Raw genomic sequence first — 16,087 nt, 5'->3', positions numbered from 1 at the left:
CTTTGATAGCTGTAATAGACTACGGAATGGGCAATCTGGGCTCTGTCGAGAAAGCGTTAAAGTATATCGGCAGTGACTGTGTCATCACATCTGACGCGGATGTGATCGCCGATGCTTCGGGAGTTATCCTTCCCGGCGTCGGAAGCTATGGCCCCGCGATGGATCAGCTGGCTGACAGGGATCTCATAAATCCCATTTTCGATGCCGTATATTCAGGCAAACCTTTCCTCGGCATCTGCCTGGGAATGCAGCTCCTGCTCGAAGGTTCCGAAGAGAACGTCATCGAGCGAAGGGAGACTAAGGGCGTTGTATCGGGTCTGGGGATCATCCCGGGCTTTGTAAGAAGGTTTCCCGAGAGCGGCCTCAAGGTTCCGCAGATGGGCTGGAACAACCTGACCGACGTAACGGGCAGGCTTCTTACCGAAGGCGACTATGTGTATTTCGTACACTCATACTACTGCCAGTTGGGCGACGCGCATGACAACGCGGCCAATACCGAATACGGTATCAAATACTGTGCCTCTTTCGAGCACGAAAACATCTTCGGCATGCAGTTCCATCCCGAAAAGAGCGGCGATGCAGGACTCAGGATCCTCCAGAAATTTACGGCGGAGACAAGATTATGATCATATTACCCGCAATAGATCTGATCGGCGGCAAGTGCGTAAGGCTCAGACAGGGCAGATACGACGACGTCACGGTCTATAACGATTCACCCATTGACCAGGCTTTCATGTTCAAGGAAGCAGGCGCCACATGGATCCATGTGGTAGACCTCGACGCGGCAAAGTCAGGCGTGCCCGAGAACCATGAGATCATTAAAGAGATCTCCGTAAAGACCGGCCTCAAGGTCGATACGGGCGGCGGCATCCGCAACATGGACACTCTCGCCAAATGGATAGAAGAATACGGCGTTTCAAGAGCAGTGCTCGGAACGGCCGCGGTAAAGGACCCCGAGTTCACCAGACGTGCGATAGAGCGTTTCGGCGACAAGGTGGCTATCGGCATCGATGCCCACTCAGGATTCGTATCGGTGGACGGATGGACGTCCGATTCCGAGCTCAAGGCGGTTGATTTCGCCCTGAAGTGCAAGGAGATAGGCGCAAAGACCGTCGTGTTTACCGACATCGCTAGAGACGGCATGCTCACCGGTCCCGCCGTTGAAGCTACAAAGGAAATGGTTGAGGCTACGGGCCTCGACGTAATAGCCTCAGGCGGCATCGGCTCAAATGAGGACGTTGAACTGATAAGAACATCTGGCTGTGCGGGTGTCATCATCGGCAAAGCCATATATGAAGGAAAGGTGGATCTGGCGAAATGCTTACAAAACGTATAATCCCGTGCCTTGACGTCAAGGACGGAAGAGTCGTTAAGGGTGTTAACTTCGTATCCTTAAGGGATGCGGGCGATCCTGTCGAGTGCGCCAAGACATATAACCTTTCCGGTGCGGACGAACTTGTATTCCTAGACATTACCGCAACCCTTGAAGCAAGGAACACGACTGTCGAGATGGCAAGAAGAGTCGCAAACGAGATATTCATCCCTTTTACCATCGGAGGCGGCATCAGGACCGTTGAAGACATAAGGGAACTCCTCAACGCGGGAGCAGACAAGGTATCGCTCAATTCCGCTGCGGTAAAGAATCCGGGATTCGTAAAGGAAGCTTCGGAGATCTTCGGTTCGCAGTGCATCGTCTGCGCCATCGACGTAAAGAGCAGGGAGACGGGATTCCCGTCAGGATATGAGGTCGTAATTGCCGGCGGCACAAAGCCCACGGGCCTTGATGCGCTCGAATGGGCCCAGAAGGCAGTATCCCTCGGTGCCGGAGAGATCCTCCTGACATCGATGGACAAGGACGGAACGAAGTCCGGCTACGACAACATGATCACGTCGCTTATCTCCGAGAGTGTCGGAGTTCCGGTCATCGCTTCGGGCGGTGCGGGAACGATGCAGGATTTTGCCGACGCCATCAACATAGGCAAGGCTGACGCAGTGCTCGCGGCTAGCCTTTTCCATTTCGGTGAGATCGAGATAAAGGACCTCAAGGATTTCCTCGAAAAAGAGGGCATCCCGGTAAGGAGAGTCACATGACGGAAAAGCTCGATCCCAAATATATGTGGGAGCACATGAAGAAGAATTCGGACGGTCTGGTCCCTGCGATCACTCAGGATCATGAGACCGGCGAAGTCCTCATGATGGCCTATATGAACGAAGAGGCATTCTGCCTCACGTGCGAGACGGGTATAATGCATTATTACTCGAGATCGCGCAAGTCCCAGTGGATGAAGGGCGAGACCTCGGGACACATACAGAAGGTGATCTCATGCAGCATCGACTGCGACAGGGACACTCTTCTTTATAAGATCGACCAGACCGGTGCAGCCTGCCATACAGGCAACAGGTCATGTTTTTACACGCCGCTGGGTGATTGGGATCCCTCAGGCGACAAGGAGGAATGACAGATGGATATCATGAAGGAACTTTACAGCGTTATCACCGACCGTAAGCAGCATCCCGTAGAGGGTTCTTATACAAACTACCTTTTCGACAAGGGAACAGATAAGATCTCCAAGAAGCTCGGAGAAGAGGCCGTTGAGGTCGTCATCGCAGCTTCGCAGAGGGACAAGAAAGAGATCGTCGGCGAGATCGCTGATCTTCAGTACCACCTTCTCGTACTCATGGTCGACCAGGGCATTACGCTCGATGATGTCGAGACCGAATTAAGGTCGCGCAGAGGCTGATACGGACCAAAAGGGAAGCTCTTTATAAATTATGGGCGCTCCCGTATATTTTCGTTGACTTTTCACCCCGGGGTGTGATACAATCTTCGCGCTAGACCGTTCAGGTCTTGTTTTTAGTTGCGCGGAAATTGGCGCGAAGGACGCTAAAGTCCTTGCAACACAACGTTTTGGAGGTATTTGTACCATGGCAAAGGCCGGAGCTCGTGATAAGCTGACTCTCGCATGCACAGAGTGTAAGCAGAGAAACTATCAGACATACAAGAACAAGAAGAACAATACAGAGAGATTAGAGCTCAAAAAGTATTGCCCCTTCTGCCGTAAGCACACAATTCACAGAGAATCCAAGTAATTCTCAGTTAAGGACTTTAAGATGGCTGATAACAAAGGTAACATTTTCAAGCGCCTGGGCAAGAAGGTCTCCGATGTTTTTGCAGAGTTGAAGCGCGTAACCTGGCCTACGGGAGAGAAGCTCGCCAAGACTGCAGCTGTCGTTCTCCTGGTCATCGTATTCTTCGCTGTCTACCTTACATTGATCGGTAACGGCGGACGCTGGATCCTCGATAAGGTAGGATTCTACGATATAGTCGAGACGACTGCTACGACAGAGGCAACAGAGGCTGAACCTGTTGAGACAGAGGCAGCAGCTGAGACTGTTGAGGAGACTGAGCCTGCTGAGGGCTAAGCTTGATTTAGGAGTATATAAATGCCGGAAAATAATGAAGCCCAGTGGTATATAATCCATACCTTCGGCGGATATGAGAAGAAGGTTAAGACTTCCATAGAGAATTATGCCAAGGCTCAGGGGATGGAAGACATCATCCAGGAGGTCTATCTTCCGACAGATATCGTTGTTGAGACCAAGAACGGTAAGCGCAAGGAAGTTGAGAAGCTGAGATTCCCCAGCTATATCTTCCTCAAGCTCGTCTTCGGCAATAACGATAAGGTCGACAAGGATCTGTGGTTCAGGATCCGTAATACAAACGGTGTTACGGGATTCGTATCACCCGATCCCAACAAGCCCACTCCGATGACGGATGAGGACTTGATCAAGATGGGTCTCATCGTACCTACGACTGTTGAGGTTGATTACCGCATCGGCGATCTGATCATCATCACAGACGGACCCTTTAAGGACAGCAAGGCTGTCGTTAAGGATATCAATGAAGAGAAGCAGCAGGTTACCGTTACGGTATCAATGTTCGGACGCGAGACACCTGTTACGCTCGACTTCATCAAGGTAAGAAAAGTTTAAGTTAAGTTTATTGAAGGTCCTGTTAAAGGGACCTCTGATAATAGAAAAATTTTATTTGGGAGGTGGCCAATATGGCTAAAAAAGTCACAGGTTATGTAAAGCTTCAGATACCTGCAGGCAAAGCAACACCCGCGCCGCCGGTCGGACCAGCTCTTGGACAGCACGGTATCAACATCGCGCAGTTTGTCAAAGAGTTTAATGAGAGAACAGCTAAGGACGCAGGTCTCATCATTCCTGTAATCATTACAGTTTATGCTGACCGTACGTTCACGTTCATCACGAAGACTCCGCCGGTACCGGTACTTCTTAAGAAGACCGCTAAGATCGAGAAGGCTTCGGGTAGACCTAATGTAGATAAGGTTGCAACAGTTACATGGGAAGATTGCCTCAAGATCGCTGAGATCAAGATGCCTGACGTTAACGCAGCAGACGTAGAAGCTTGCGCAAGAATGGTTGCAGGTACAGCACGTTCCATGGGAATCGTTGTAAAGCAGTAAGAAAGGAGAATAGAGCATGAAAAAAGGCAAGAGATATGTTGAGCTCGCAAAGCTCGTAGACAGATCCGTACTCTATGATCCTTCTGATGCAGCTAAGCTTGTCTGCGAGACAGGTAAGGCTAAGTTCGATGAGACCGTAGAGCTTCACGTAAGACTCGGTGTTGACTCCAGACACGCTGACCAGCAGGTCAGAGGTGCTGTAGTTCTTCCTCACGGTACAGGCCGTTCCAAGAGAGTTTTGGTACTCGCTAAGGGCCCCAAGGCTGATGAGGGTAAGGAAGCAGGCGCAGAGTTCGTTGGTGACGACGATATGATCGATAAGATCCAGAAAGAGAACTGGTTCGATTTCGATGTCATCATTGCTACACCTGACATGATGGGTAAGCTCGGTAAGTTAGGTAAGGTTTTGGGTCCTAAGGGATTGATGCCTAACCCTAAGGCCGGCACAGTTACAATGGACATCACCAAGGCTGTTAACGAAGTAAAGGCCGGTAAGATCGAGTACAGGCTCGACAAGTCCAACATCATTCACTGCCCCGTAGGCAAGGTTTCTTTCGGTCCCGAGAAGATCGAGGAGAACATTAAGGCTCTGATGGAAGCTATCATCAAGGCTAAGCCTGCTGCAGCTAAGGGTCAGTACATCAAGAACTGCTCCATCGCTTCAACGATGGGCCCCGGAATCAAGATCAACGCTACAAAGTTCTCTTGATCCAAAACTAACAATTAATTACTTTCCTGCCATAGACAGCGGGTGAGGTTGTTGCAATACAGTCTCTGAAATGTCCGGGTCATCCGGGCGGCCGGCCGAGGAAGGAACTATCGATTCATAGCGGATTGATCAGTCCCCCTTGGTTTACCTGTCAGGTACCCAGGGGGGTTTTTAATAGAAATAAAACAAGGAGGAAAAACCAATATGCCCAGTGAAAAGATTCTGGCAGCTAAGCAGAAGCGTGTTGATGACCTCTCTTCTGAACTGAAGGGCGCAACAACTTATGTATTTGTTGCTACACGCGGACTTACTGTAGCTCAGGACACAGAGATGCGTGCAGAGCTCCGTAAGGCAGGCGTTAAGTTCGAGGTCATCAAGAACACAGTCTTAAGACGTGTTTTTGCAGAGCTTGGCTATGAAGGACTTGATGAAGTATTCAAGGGACCTACAGCAGTAGGATACTCTGAAGACATCATCGCTCCGGCAAAGATCCTTGCTAAATACAGCAAAGATATCGAGCCTATGGAGATCAAGGGCGGTATCATCGACGGCAAAGTTGCTTCACTTGATGAAGTTAATGCTTTGGCTCAGGTACCCGATCCGGAGACACTCCAGACACAGGTTGCTTATTCTGTACTCTTCCCTATTACGAAGCTCGCTATGCTCGTAAAGGCAGTCGCAGAAAAGAAGCAGGAAGAAGGCGGCGAAGCTGCTCCCGCAGCTGAAGCAGAAGCACCCGCAGCTGAGGCACCCGCTGAAGAAGCTGCAGCACCCGCGGAAACACCCGCAGAGTAATTAGCTAAATTTTTACAGGAGGAAACTTAAAATGGCTAGTGAGAAAGTTACAAGCATTCTTGAAGAAATTAAGGGTCTCTCAGTTATCGAGCTTTTCGATCTTGAGAAGGCTATCGAAGAGGAATTCGGCGTATCCGCAGCAGCAGTAGTTGCTTCTGCAGGTGCAGGCGCTGGCGCTGGCGCAGCTGCAGTTGAGCAGACAGAGTTCACAGTTATGCTCAAGAGCTTCGGCGATTCCAAGATGGGCGTTATCAAGGCAGTTAAGGATGTTCTTGGTATGGGCCTTAAGGAAGCTAAGGAACTCGTTGAGAAGGCACCTGTTGCCCTCAAGGAGAACGTTTCCAAGGAAGAGGCTGATGACCTCATGAAGAAGCTTGATGGTTGCGGCGCTGAGCTCGAGCTCAAGTAATTCTTAATCACTTTAGAATCGTGACTTAATATGAGCTGTCTGCTGTATTGCAGGCAGCTCATTTTTCTTTTATATTATTACTGTAATGGGGAAACGGAAAAGAAGGTGTTGACGGTAAGGAACATAAGACAGAATGGTTCTGACTCGCTGATGTGACCGTCACTTTCAATTAACTTTTGCTGTTAACGCAGTTTGCCCGTAAACAGGCAGGCTGCGTTTTTGTTGGTCAGGAATATAAAAAGATAAAGGAGTAGCGCTTTTGACAGGAGCCGTACATGAGACTCGAGAACGACAAGGAATTCAATTTCCTCTTTGAGGAGGAATATAAGAAGATACCGTGGATCTTCAGATGGAGCCAGAAACGCTTTATCGGAGCACTCATATTCATGGGTGTATGTTTCGTTGCAGCCATGATCTTTTTGGGACTTTTCAATGATTCTGCCGAGTATGTAACGTTACCTTCGTTCGGCGGATATGAGATGGGATTTAACGATTACAACTATGCTTTCCTTATCGCCATGATAATCTGCTTTGCTGTCATAGCTGTTATGGCCGCATGGATGGTGCTCTCCAAGCTTTTGGAGAACAGAGCCTTCAAGAAAGCGACTGAACTCAATAACATGATTTTCCTGACCGAACGCCACAGGGTGGAGATGGAGTGGCAGAAGTGGAAGATGGAGAACAGGGATTACTGATAAAAAGAGTTCCCACTTTTTACTATTTCTATTGACTTTGAATCTTTGAGTGGATATAATTTCAAAGCAACTTTTATGGCGGCATAGCTCAGTTGGCCAGAGCGTCCGGTTCATACCCGGCAGGTCGTAGGTTCGAATCCCACTGCCGCTACCATAAAAGGCCCGTTGGTCAACCGGCTAAGACGTCGCCCTTTCACGGCGGAGTAACGAGTTCAACTCTCGTACGGGTCACCAATGGTACCATAGCCAAGTGGTAAGGCATGGGTCTGCAAAACCCTGATCCCCAGTTCAAATCTGGGTGGTACCTCCAAAATAGCGTCGTTTTGTTTTCTTACAAAGCGACGCTTTTTTTGATTTAACAATCAGAGTAAAATAGTTGCGTTAAAGACAAGGACGGTTTGGGAGAATAGCTTAATGAGAGAAGACATCAGGGAATTACTTAAGAGATACGACGAGATCGGTGCATTGATCCTCGAGCAGAAGCTCGATGAGTTCGGCGACAAGCTCGACCAGAAGCCTGACGGCGTCGACGATGCGACATATGAGGAATACATCCAGCGCCTCGCAAAGGAAGAGACCGACGAGGCCACATTTAAGCTCGAGAACGAGCCCGACGAGAGACTCGGCGGCAGATCGATGAGACAGATCTGGGACGAGATGGGTTTCGAGGAGAAGACCGAAGCACTGGAATACAGCGCGCTCAATCTCGACAGGGGCGTTCCGCTCTCCCTGGCTGCGAGCATTGCGACCGAACCCGGCGACATGGTAAGGGATTACTGCGGCAGGGTGATAGGCGAGTGCGCATGGACCGAGGAAGAGATGGGCGATGCCGACGATATTTTCGAGATGCAGTTCCAGAAGGCTATCGCATGCTTTGAAGTGCTGATCGAGATGAAGGAGCCCTGCTTCGTCAAGGCAGTCTTAGACCGTTATCTGAGCTACGGACAGACCAAGGCTTTCGTTGCCGAGTCCATAGCGAAATATGTTGAGGCCTTCCCCGAAGTATCCGAGCCGTTCCTCATCGATCTCATCGAGAGCAATACGGAAGACGGTCTTGAGGGACCTTATGAGGACTGCGTGATAATGCTCACGGCGATCGGCCAGGAGCACAGGACCGAGGAGATCTATCAGACCTTAAGGCACGCATTCAGATACATGACGAACAAGATATATGCGGTCATCTGCCTTGCCGACTACGGCGACGACAGGGCCGTGCCGATGTTCAAGAACTATATCAACCGTAATCAGAAAGAGATCTCGAGAGAGCTGTTCTACGAGATGATGTCCGCCATCCAGAAACTCGGTGGCGACATCTCCGACATCCAGGATCCTTTCGGTGATTTCACGAAGAAAAAGGGCACGGAATAATGGCATTTAAGTATGCGCGGTCAGCGAAGCTCGAGAAGCTCCTCGCCATATTAAGGGATTACTCGGAGAGTGATAAGATCCTTTTCGGCCAGCAGAATGCCGGTCACATCGGCGTGTCCATAAATGCCGTTGACGGCTCCGAATCCGACTGCAAGAACCTCTGCGGCAGCCACCCCGCGATCGTGGGTGTCGACACGCTCAGCTTTTTGGGCTACGAGGGCAAGATGAACGATCTCATAATGGTCGTCAGGAACATGAGAAGACAGGGCCTCATCATAACGCTGTCTTCGCATATGCCTAACTTCTCACTGGGCGGCGAAGAGTTCTACGATTATTCGCCGAACATAACCGAAGGCGACTGCGGCAGACGCATTATGCCCGGCGGTGACCTCAATGCGAAATACCGCCGCTTCCTCGACATGATCGCCGAATTCGCATCGGCCTGCGTCGATGTCGAAGGCGAGAAGATCCCCATGATCTTCCGTCCGTTCCACGAATGCAACGGCAGCTGGTTCTGGTGGGGAAAGGACTTTCTCACTGATGAGGAATACATTGATCTTTTCAGATATACGGTCGATTATCTGCTCGGCGAAAAGGGTGTCGACAACCTCGCCGTCTGCTATTCGCCCAACGGTGTCATAGCGAACGAGAAGGAGTTCCTGGCAAGGTATCCGGGTGACGAATACGTCGATATCCTGGGTCTTGATCTTTACCACGACAAGCCGCACAAGGGAGACGGCTTCCACCACAAGCTCTCCACGTCTCTTGATGTTATATATAACGTTGCGAAAGCACGCGGCAAGATATCAGCTCTGACCGAGATCGGCTACCGTTCTCTCGAGACTGAGAACGGATATTTCGAGGGCCTTGCGCCGGCAGGCAACACGATAAAGGACTGGTTTACCTCAACGCTCGATACCATCACGTCCACGGAAGGCGGCAGGCGCATAGCGTATATGCTCGTTTGGGCCAACTTCTCCGACACGCAGTTCTGGCTTCCTTTTGTGACTGACGATTTCAGGCACGAGATGTGTGATGATTTCATAAAGTTCGCGGAAGACAAGCGGATCAAGATGGCGCCCGTGTTTGATTTTGAGGATAGTGTCTGATAATATTCTCTTGTTCTGAATAATTGCGGGTTTAACTCAGTTGGTAGAGTGTCAGCTTCCCAAGCTGAATGTCGCGAGTTCGAGCCTCGTAACCCGCTCCAGTAGATGACGGCTGTCTCATAAGCGATGGACTTCGCTGGTGAGGCGGCTGTTTTTGTTTCGGGAACGGACATGTTTGCCGTGGGCACGTGAGCATCGCGAAAACACTTCCAGTCGAAAACTTCGCTCCAGTTATTTTTTCGCGCGAAAAAGTGTAAAATAAATTTATACCAAAACCCAAGGAGGATTTTACCATGCAGAAATATGTATGCTCTTTTTGCGGCTACGAATATGATCCCGAGATCGGTGATCCCGACAGCGGAATCGCACCCGGCACAGCTTTTGAGGATATCCCGGATGATTGGAAATGTCCTGTTTGCGGTGTAGGCAAGGAAAATTTCGAACCCGCATAATCTGAGTTGAATTTAATTGCGCGGGTCCGGCAAGGTCAGTTGATAGCACCTGCCGGCCCGCGTTGTTTTCGAATAACATGGCTGAAAAAGAAAAAACGGTATCCAGAGAAAATACGATAGTTAAGACCGGCATCATAGGGATCGTGGCAAATGTTTTGCTTGCGTCCTTCAAGGCGCTGGTGGGCGTTGCTGTCCACTCGACGGCAATGGTCCTTGACGCCGTCAACAACTTCAGTGACGTGCTGTCGTCGGTAGTAACTATCATCGGCACCAAGATAGCTTCCAAGAAACCCGACAAGAAGCACCCGCTGGGCCACGGCAGAGTCGAGTATCTCTCGCAGATGATCATCGCGGCGTTGATCATATATGCCGGTATCACAGCGCTCTGGGAATCTATCAAGAAGATCATCGAACCGGTCGCGGCAGAACACTCCGCGGTATCGCTCGCGGTAATCTCGGTCGCCATCGTAGTAAAGATCTTCCTGGGACTCTATGTCCGGAAAAAGGGCAAGTCCGTCAGATCGGATCTTCTCATCTCTTCGGGCACGGATGCTCTTTTTGACGCCATACTATCGACCGCGGTGCTCATCTCGGCCATCATCCTGATGCTGACAGGGATCAACATCGAAGCGTTCGTCAGCGTCGTAATCTCGTTCTTCATCTTCAAGGCAGGCGTCGAGATCATCGTTGAAGCGATCGACGACATGCTCGGCCACAGGGTCGAGGGCGAGTACACCAGGAAGGTCAAGGAATGCGTTCTCACGTTCCCTGAAGTCCATGGCGCTTACGACATAGTCCTTCACAACTACGGCCCCGACAAGTATCTCGGCTCGCTGCATATCGAGGTCGACGATACCATGACCGCCGACCGCATCGACACGCTGACAAGAAACATCAGTGCCAAAGTCTATGAGAACACGGGGATAATCCTTACGGCCGTCGGCATCTATTCGCGCAATTCTTCCGATGAGAAGCTCATGAAGATGCGCGAGCAGATCACCGAACTCGTCGTCGACCACAGACACATCCTCCAGCTCCACGGCTTCTATGTCGATGAGGAGAAGAAGCGCATCACATTTGACGTTGTCGTTGATTTCGATGAGGAGGACAGGGAAGGACTCATCGCCCACATAATCGGCGACGTAAAGGAAGCACTGCCCGAATACGACGTAGTGGTCGCGATCGACAGCGACATCAGCGACCAGTAAATACAGCCGAAGTCGGCATAAGCGGCAGGTAAATCGTGTCCGGAACCCGCTGTTCTGCAGGGTTTTGCGTAGTTTCGCGAAAAAAAGTGCCGGCAGCGAAAATTCCTTGTTGACAAAAACAAGGCTCGACCATATAATAATCAGGCACGCGGGATTAACTCAGTGGTAGAGTGTCACCTTGCCAAGGTGAAAGTCGCGAGTCCGAATCTCGTATCCCGCTCCACTTAATGAACTGTCTCATACGAGGCAGTTTTTTTATGCCTGAATTTGGGAAAGCACATCTGGTTGTTGCTGCGACTGATTCCGTTTATTACGAAGCACGTCCGGCCTATACTACGATTGACGTACTATGTTCTGATTTTCGTTTTTTTGATTTTAGAACATACTTTTTCGAAAAAAGTATGTTCAAATTTTCAAAAAATCGATTTTAGAACTACTTCGTACAGGCGGGTAGGCGAAATGATGAGCTGGCGGGCAGACGGCGTGCGTGCCGCGACCCATTTACCGTCTTTAAAACGCGCCTGGATTATTGTATATTTATACTATCAATAGAATTTGAAATCCCCGGAGGTATCTCAAGTGAAGGGTATTATTCTCGCTGCAGGAAAAGGCACACGTCTTTATCCGATCACAAAGCCGGTTTGCAAGCCGCTGCTTCCAGTTTACGACAAGCCGATGATCTACTATCCGCTCTCCGTTCTTATGGAGGCAGGCATCAAGGATATCCTTGTCATCACACCGCCGGATGATACCAAGCCGTTCGTCGATCTTTTGGGCGACGGATCGCATCTCGGCATTAAGATCCAGTATCTTGAGCAGAAGGTGCAGCGCGGTATCGCTGATGCGTTCATCATCGCGAAAGACTTTATCGGCACCGATTCCGTCTGCCTCGCACTGGGCGACAATATCTTCTACGGACCTTTCTTCAGACGTAAGCTGAGACTTGCAGGACAGCAGGGCGAAGGCGCAGTTATCTTCGGTTACTATGTTGCGGATCCCCGAGCGTTCGGCGTAGTCGAGTTCGATTCCGAGGGCAGGGCTGTTTCCATCGAGGAGAAGCCCAGACACCCGAAGTCAAACTATATCGTTCCGGGTCTGTATTTCTACGACAATGAGGTCGTTGATATCGCGAGCAAGATCGAGCCTTCCGCAAGAGGCGAGCTCGAGATCACTTCCGTAAACGAGGAGTACCTCAAGAGGGGCAATCTCCACGTCATTCCGCTGGGCAAGGAGTTCTCATGGTTTGACGCCGGCAACCCGGACAGCCTTTACGAGGCTGCAGGCCAGATTAGGGCCGCACAGAGATCCGGACGCATGATCGGATGCTTAGAGGAGATCGCTTGGCACAACAGATGGATCGAGAAGGACCAGTTCATTGAGATCGCACGTTCAATGGACAAGACGGACTATGGTCAGTATCTTGCTTCCCTGGGCGAGGACATCTGAGGCTTCTGTTCAGGCGAAGTGACAGGCTTTGCGCCGCGTTCGTTTTTCGAAAAGATAATGCTATAATTGACATATGTCGTTAACGCGGCATATGTCATTTTTTTGGAGGCTGTTAAATGCCGAGACCCGTAAAAGTCAGGAGAGTCTGTGAGGAGCCCAAGTTCACGCGGTTTGCGCCGGTCGGTGCGGGCAAGTTTGACGCGGAGGTCCTCACGATAGAAGAATACGAAGTTATCCGTCACGTCGACTATCAGAAGATGACGCACGAGGAGTGCGCGCTGCAGATGGCTATCTCGAGGACGACCGTGACCGAGATCTACGAGACTGCCAGGCACAAGATCGCGGATGCCCTGATAAACGGCAAGGTGCTGTGCATCGAAGGCGGCAATTACAGGGTGTGCGAAGGCGGCGAATGCTGTGCGGACGGCTGCCGTTCGTGCGACGGCACATCGTGTGGAGAAGGCGGGGCTGACGCGGACGCGTAATAACACGGATCTCACGCGGATGCGGAATAAAAGATGCCGGCATCCCGTTCCTGATTACTAATTCGTGACGAATTCCGGACTTTATAGTAAAAGCGGCATGCATTGTGAGATAATCATATCAGAAACATAGGAAGGAGATCAGTTATGGCTGAGATCGTAGTAAATGACAGTAACTTTGAATCGGAGGTCCTCGCGAGCGAGCTCCCCGTTCTTGTGGATTTCTGGGCTGAATGGTGCGGTCCCTGCAGGATGCTCGGACCCGTTATCGAATCGATCGCCGAGAAATACGAAGGCAAACTCAAGGTCTGCAAGATCAATGTTGACGAGGCAATGGAAACAGCCGAGAAGTACATGATCTCCAGCATTCCCGCAGTCAAGTTCTTTAAGGGCGGCGAGGTCGTAAACGAGTCCATCGGATTCGTTCCCCAGGCAAAGCTCGAGCAGATCATCGACAGCATAGTCTGACGGCTCGAAATATCAGACGCAACTAAATCAGTTCATCAAAAATCCCGGCTTCACGTGTTGAAGTCCGGGATCATTTCATTTCCCGACGAGTCGTATTCCTGGATAAAAGCGTTGTCCTGGCCTTTTGAAGCAAGGTAATCGGCCAGCGTCCCGCATGTCCTTTTCGAAGGGCGCTCAGCGAGCCTGCCGGTGCACGAGGGCATCGGAGTGTACTGGCTCATGAGGCTTATATAGATGGCGTTACCGTATCTCGATGTCAGGTAATCGAGTACGTGCTTGGAATCGAAAAGCCCGCCCGGCAATATCAGGTGCCTTACTATGACGCCTTTCTTTATCAGTCCGTCATCGCCCAGTACGACGGGTCCCGTTTGTCTTACCATCTCATCTACCGCACTGCAGCAGACGGAGAAGTAGTCCGGTGCGTGAGAGTATTCGGACGAGAATCTGGATGAGAAGTATTTCATGTCGGGCATGTATACATCGACAAGTCCGTCGAAAAGTCTGAGCGTTGATACGAGATCGTACCCGGAGCAGTTGACCGCGACGGGGATCTTCAGGCCCGAAGCTTTCGCCTTTTCGAGAGAGGCGGCAACGGCAGGGGCGAAGTGCATGGGCGTAACGAGATTTATGTTGTTGGCGCCCTTTTCCTGAAGCTCGAGATAAGCGGTGCAGAGCGCACCGGCGTCCATCTGCAGGCCGTGTCCCGTCGGTCCTCTCGATATCAGATGGTTCTGGCAGAATACGCAGCCCAGACTGCAGCCTTCGAAGAAGACCGTACCGCTTCCGGCGGTGCCGGAGATGATGGGTTCCTCGCCGTAGTGGAGCTTTATGAGGTTTACGACAGGGGTTGCAGGCATCCTGCAAAAGCCGGTCTTCCCGGACGTCCTGTCGGCTCCGCATTTCCGCGGGCAGAGATTGCAGTTGGCAAATAAATCTTCCATATCAGCGCTATTTTACTACGAATGGCAGGCGTCCGTTGTTTTTTGGCAGGCGTCCGTTGTTTTTATATCCAAACGCAGAGAAATTTCGAAGGGTAAATTACAGACATTTTACCTCATATCTGTTCGGCGTCGTGGTGATAAAATCTATTCATGGCCATACATGAAGAATGCGGAATTTTTGGAATTCACGGAAGCGCTGACTGCGCGAGTGATGTTTATTACGGGCTTTTCAGTCTTCAGCACAGAGGACAGGAGAGCTGCGGTATCGCCACAAATGATGACGCGGCAATAGAATGCGTCAAGGGTATGGGACTTGTCGGAGATGTTTTATCACATGAAAAGATAAGTAATCTCAAAGGCGATATAGCCATCGGCCACGTAAGATATTCTACTTCGGGCGGGAGCGTCCCGGAGAACGCACAACCTATCGTCACTCAGTATTCCAAGGGAACGCTTTCCATCGCACATAACGGAAATCTCACCAATGCCGATAGTCTCAAGAAAGAGCTTGAAGACAAGGGTGCCATATTTCACACGACTACCGATTCGGAGGTAATTGCTTACCTTATCGCGAGCAAGAGGTCCTCGACTCCTTCGGTTGAAGAAGCCGTCAAGGAAGTAATGGGTATCATCAAGGGCGGATATGCGCTCCTGGTCATGAGCCCCAGGAAACTTATCGCTGCCAGAGATCCGTATGGCTTGAAGCCGCTCGTCATGGGCAAGCTCGATGACGCGGTTATATTCTGTTCCGAGACGTGCGCGCTTGAGGCCGTCGGAGCGGAGTTCATAAGAGACATAGCGCCCGGCGAGATAGTCGTCGTAGAGAGCGGAGAGATCAGATCGGTCGATTCCGGCATCCGGCGCAATATGAAGAAGTGCATCTTCGAGTACATTTATTTCGCGAGACCCGACTCTGTAATAGACGGCATATCCGTTGCAGAGGCGAGAAGGAACGCCGGCAGGATCCTTGCCAGAAAGCATCCCTGCGACTGCGACATCGTAATAGGCGTTCCCGAATCGGGCATTGACGCCGCGCTGGGTTTCTCGGCCGAATCAGGCATTCCGTACGAGAAGGGATTCGTCAAGAATTCCTACGTAGGAAGGACCTTCATCAAGCCCTCTCAGGAGCAGCGCAAACAGGCCGTCAAGATCAAGCTCAACCCAATCTCTTCCGTCGTCCGCGGCAAGAGAGTAGTTATAATTGACGACTCGATCGTCAGAGGAAACACGATCGCCAATCAGGTAAACATGCTGAGGAACGCGGGAGCCACTGAGGTCCATGTAAGGATCAGCTCGCCGCCGTTCATGCATCCGTGCTATTACGGAACGGACGTGCCTGACGAGGAGCATCTTATCGCCTGCATTCACACAATCCCCGAGATTTGTGGCATAATAGGCGCTGATTCACTGGGTTATCTTGAGCCCTCTGATCTTGATGTGATGCTGGGCGGCGATGATTTCAGATATTGCGATGCCTGCTTCACCGGCAACTACCCGGAACGATGAAAGGGCTCG

Annotated in this window: 22 protein-coding genes and 5 tRNA genes; 26 read left to right on the top strand and 1 reads right to left on the bottom strand. The window is 50.8% G+C overall.

What is annotated here, in order from left to right; translation table 11 throughout:
* Positions 1-2: 2 nt before the first annotated feature.
* From hisH to trxA, 25 genes are all read left to right on the top strand, one after another.
* Entirely contained in the window at positions 3-626 is a 624-nt protein-coding gene (hisH, locus tag BO18_RS21770; RefSeq protein ID WP_034449653.1) for an imidazole glycerol phosphate synthase subunit HisH, read from the top strand.
* Complete coding sequence (hisA, locus tag BO18_RS21765) at positions 623-1,336, top strand: 1-(5-phosphoribosyl)-5-[(5-phosphoribosylamino)methylideneamino]imidazole-4-carboxamide isomerase (RefSeq protein ID WP_034449651.1); 714 nt, start codon at positions 623-625, stop codon at positions 1,334-1,336. The genes hisH and hisA overlap by 4 nt, the downstream gene beginning before the upstream one ends.
* Positions 1,318-2,091 (top strand): imidazole glycerol phosphate synthase subunit HisF, encoded by a 774-nt coding sequence (gene hisF, locus BO18_RS21760; protein ID WP_034449650.1) that lies wholly within the window; start codon positions 1,318-1,320, stop codon positions 2,089-2,091. Before hisA ends, hisF begins: the two co-directional genes overlap by 19 nt.
* Complete coding sequence (gene hisI, locus BO18_RS35715; RefSeq protein ID WP_066738414.1) at positions 2,088-2,459, top strand: phosphoribosyl-AMP cyclohydrolase; 372 nt, start codon at positions 2,088-2,090, stop codon at positions 2,457-2,459. Before hisF ends, hisI begins: the two co-directional genes overlap by 4 nt.
* A 3-nt stretch (positions 2,460-2,462) precedes the next feature.
* The gene (gene hisE / locus BO18_RS35710) at positions 2,463-2,741 is read left to right on the top strand and encodes a phosphoribosyl-ATP diphosphatase (protein WP_051689038.1); all 279 of its coding nucleotides are present in this window, start codon (positions 2,463-2,465) and stop codon (positions 2,739-2,741) included.
* Between the two features lie 184 nt (positions 2,742-2,925).
* Positions 2,926-3,090: a 50S ribosomal protein L33 gene (gene rpmG / locus BO18_RS21745; protein ID WP_028507804.1), complete on the top strand. Its 165-nt coding sequence runs from the start codon at positions 2,926-2,928 to the stop codon at positions 3,088-3,090.
* Between the two features lie 21 nt (positions 3,091-3,111).
* Entirely contained in the window at positions 3,112-3,423 is a 312-nt protein-coding gene (gene secE, locus BO18_RS21740) for a preprotein translocase subunit SecE (protein ID WP_034449648.1), read from the top strand.
* 21 nt (positions 3,424-3,444) lie between these two features.
* Positions 3,445-3,993, top strand: a complete 549-nt coding sequence (gene nusG, locus BO18_RS21735) for a transcription termination/antitermination protein NusG (RefSeq protein WP_034449646.1) — start codon at positions 3,445-3,447, stop codon at positions 3,991-3,993.
* Between the two features lie 71 nt (positions 3,994-4,064).
* Positions 4,065-4,490 carry a 50S ribosomal protein L11 gene (gene rplK, locus BO18_RS21730; RefSeq protein ID WP_034449644.1) on the top strand — a complete coding sequence of 142 codons (426 nt, stop codon included), beginning with the start codon at positions 4,065-4,067 and terminating at the stop codon, positions 4,488-4,490.
* Between the two features lie 16 nt (positions 4,491-4,506).
* Positions 4,507-5,199: a 50S ribosomal protein L1 gene (rplA, locus tag BO18_RS21725; RefSeq protein WP_034449642.1), complete on the top strand. Its 693-nt coding sequence runs from the start codon at positions 4,507-4,509 to the stop codon at positions 5,197-5,199.
* A 204-nt stretch (positions 5,200-5,403) separates the two neighbouring features.
* Complete coding sequence (gene rplJ / locus BO18_RS21720) at positions 5,404-5,994, top strand: 50S ribosomal protein L10 (RefSeq protein ID WP_034449641.1); 591 nt, start codon at positions 5,404-5,406, stop codon at positions 5,992-5,994.
* Between the two features lie 31 nt (positions 5,995-6,025).
* Positions 6,026-6,403, top strand: coding sequence for a 50S ribosomal protein L7/L12 (gene rplL / locus BO18_RS21715; RefSeq protein WP_034449639.1), 378 nt, complete (start codon positions 6,026-6,028; stop codon positions 6,401-6,403).
* A gap of 275 nt (positions 6,404-6,678) precedes the next feature.
* Positions 6,679-7,098 carry a hypothetical protein gene (locus BO18_RS21710; RefSeq protein WP_034449637.1) on the top strand — a complete coding sequence of 140 codons (420 nt, stop codon included), beginning with the start codon at positions 6,679-6,681 and terminating at the stop codon, positions 7,096-7,098.
* Positions 7,099-7,175: 77 nt separating this feature from the next.
* Positions 7,176-7,252 (top strand) — tRNA-Met (locus BO18_RS21705).
* A gap of 5 nt (positions 7,253-7,257) precedes the next feature.
* Positions 7,258-7,332 (top strand) — tRNA-Glu (locus BO18_RS21700).
* A 2-nt stretch (positions 7,333-7,334) separates the two neighbouring features.
* Positions 7,335-7,408 (top strand) — tRNA-Cys (locus tag BO18_RS21695).
* 104 nt (positions 7,409-7,512) lie between these two features.
* Positions 7,513-8,466: a hypothetical protein gene (locus BO18_RS21690; RefSeq protein WP_034449635.1), complete on the top strand. Its 954-nt coding sequence runs from the start codon at positions 7,513-7,515 to the stop codon at positions 8,464-8,466.
* Positions 8,466-9,575 (top strand): glycoside hydrolase family 26 protein, encoded by a 1,110-nt coding sequence (locus BO18_RS21685; RefSeq protein WP_051689037.1) that lies wholly within the window; start codon positions 8,466-8,468, stop codon positions 9,573-9,575. The genes BO18_RS21690 and BO18_RS21685 overlap by 1 nt, the downstream gene beginning before the upstream one ends.
* A 25-nt stretch (positions 9,576-9,600) precedes the next feature.
* Positions 9,601-9,676, top strand: a tRNA-Gly gene (locus BO18_RS21680).
* A gap of 192 nt (positions 9,677-9,868) precedes the next feature.
* Positions 9,869-10,027 (top strand): rubredoxin, encoded by a 159-nt coding sequence (gene rd / locus BO18_RS34060; protein ID WP_066738410.1) that lies wholly within the window; start codon positions 9,869-9,871, stop codon positions 10,025-10,027.
* 77 nt (positions 10,028-10,104) lie between these two features.
* A complete protein-coding gene (locus BO18_RS21675; RefSeq protein WP_034451542.1) occupies positions 10,105-11,235 on the top strand; it encodes a cation diffusion facilitator family transporter in 1,131 nt (376 codons plus the stop codon).
* Between the two features lie 148 nt (positions 11,236-11,383).
* Positions 11,384-11,458: transfer RNA gene (locus BO18_RS21670), tRNA-Gly, on the top strand.
* A 356-nt stretch (positions 11,459-11,814) separates the two neighbouring features.
* A complete protein-coding gene (gene rfbA / locus BO18_RS21660) occupies positions 11,815-12,681 on the top strand; it encodes a glucose-1-phosphate thymidylyltransferase RfbA (protein ID WP_034449632.1) in 867 nt (288 codons plus the stop codon).
* A 116-nt stretch (positions 12,682-12,797) separates the two neighbouring features.
* Positions 12,798-13,166: a DUF134 domain-containing protein gene (locus tag BO18_RS21655; RefSeq protein ID WP_051689036.1), complete on the top strand. Its 369-nt coding sequence runs from the start codon at positions 12,798-12,800 to the stop codon at positions 13,164-13,166.
* Positions 13,167-13,310: 144 nt separating this feature from the next.
* Positions 13,311-13,631, top strand: coding sequence for a thioredoxin (trxA, locus tag BO18_RS21650; RefSeq protein ID WP_034449630.1), 321 nt, complete (start codon positions 13,311-13,313; stop codon positions 13,629-13,631).
* 50 nt (positions 13,632-13,681) lie between these two features.
* On the opposite strand, the gene BO18_RS21645 is transcribed toward trxA, so the two are convergent.
* Entirely contained in the window at positions 13,682-14,572 is an 891-nt protein-coding gene (locus tag BO18_RS21645; protein ID WP_034449629.1) for a hypothetical protein, read from the bottom strand.
* A gap of 150 nt (positions 14,573-14,722) precedes the next feature.
* Here BO18_RS21645 and purF point away from each other — a divergent pair, with 150 nt between their 5' ends.
* Positions 14,723-16,078, top strand: coding sequence for an amidophosphoribosyltransferase (purF, locus tag BO18_RS21640; protein WP_034449627.1), 1,356 nt, complete (start codon positions 14,723-14,725; stop codon positions 16,076-16,078).
* The last annotated feature ends 9 nt before the right edge of the window (positions 16,079-16,087 follow it).

Source organism: Butyrivibrio sp. AE2032, assembly GCF_000702965.1.
The sequence above is the reverse complement of the archived record's forward strand: the minus strand, read 5'-3'. Positions and strand labels throughout refer to the sequence as shown.

Excerpts from the sequence above, each read along its gene's own strand:
- hisA (WP_034449651.1), top strand. The coding sequence starts at position 623 with ATGATCATATTACCCGCAATAGATCTGATCGGCGGCAAGTGCGTAAGG.
- hisF (WP_034449650.1), top strand. The coding sequence starts at position 1,318 with ATGCTTACAAAACGTATAATCCCGTGCCTTGACGTCAAGGACGGAAGA.
- hisI (WP_066738414.1), top strand. The coding sequence starts at position 2,088 with ATGACGGAAAAGCTCGATCCCAAATATATGTGGGAGCACATGAAGAAG.
- hisE (WP_051689038.1), top strand. The coding sequence starts at position 2,463 with ATGGATATCATGAAGGAACTTTACAGCGTTATCACCGACCGTAAGCAG.
- rpmG (WP_028507804.1), top strand. The coding sequence starts at position 2,926 with ATGGCAAAGGCCGGAGCTCGTGATAAGCTGACTCTCGCATGCACAGAG.
- secE (WP_034449648.1), top strand. The coding sequence starts at position 3,112 with ATGGCTGATAACAAAGGTAACATTTTCAAGCGCCTGGGCAAGAAGGTC.
- nusG (WP_034449646.1), top strand. The coding sequence starts at position 3,445 with ATGCCGGAAAATAATGAAGCCCAGTGGTATATAATCCATACCTTCGGC.
- rplK (WP_034449644.1), top strand. The coding sequence starts at position 4,065 with ATGGCTAAAAAAGTCACAGGTTATGTAAAGCTTCAGATACCTGCAGGC.
- rplA (WP_034449642.1), top strand. The coding sequence starts at position 4,507 with ATGAAAAAAGGCAAGAGATATGTTGAGCTCGCAAAGCTCGTAGACAGA.
- rplJ (WP_034449641.1), top strand. The coding sequence starts at position 5,404 with ATGCCCAGTGAAAAGATTCTGGCAGCTAAGCAGAAGCGTGTTGATGAC.
- rplL (WP_034449639.1), top strand. The coding sequence starts at position 6,026 with ATGGCTAGTGAGAAAGTTACAAGCATTCTTGAAGAAATTAAGGGTCTC.
- BO18_RS21710 (WP_034449637.1), top strand. The coding sequence starts at position 6,679 with ATGAGACTCGAGAACGACAAGGAATTCAATTTCCTCTTTGAGGAGGAA.
- BO18_RS21690 (WP_034449635.1), top strand. The coding sequence starts at position 7,513 with ATGAGAGAAGACATCAGGGAATTACTTAAGAGATACGACGAGATCGGT.
- BO18_RS21685 (WP_051689037.1), top strand. The coding sequence starts at position 8,466 with ATGGCATTTAAGTATGCGCGGTCAGCGAAGCTCGAGAAGCTCCTCGCC.
- rd (WP_066738410.1), top strand. The coding sequence starts at position 9,869 with ATGCAGAAATATGTATGCTCTTTTTGCGGCTACGAATATGATCCCGAG.
- BO18_RS21675 (WP_034451542.1), top strand. The coding sequence starts at position 10,105 with ATGGCTGAAAAAGAAAAAACGGTATCCAGAGAAAATACGATAGTTAAG.
- BO18_RS21655 (WP_051689036.1), top strand. The coding sequence starts at position 12,798 with ATGCCGAGACCCGTAAAAGTCAGGAGAGTCTGTGAGGAGCCCAAGTTC.
- trxA (WP_034449630.1), top strand. The coding sequence starts at position 13,311 with ATGGCTGAGATCGTAGTAAATGACAGTAACTTTGAATCGGAGGTCCTC.
- BO18_RS21645 (WP_034449629.1), bottom strand. The coding sequence starts at position 14,572 with ATGGAAGATTTATTTGCCAACTGCAATCTCTGCCCGCGGAAATGCGGA.
- purF (WP_034449627.1), top strand. The coding sequence starts at position 14,723 with ATGGCCATACATGAAGAATGCGGAATTTTTGGAATTCACGGAAGCGCT.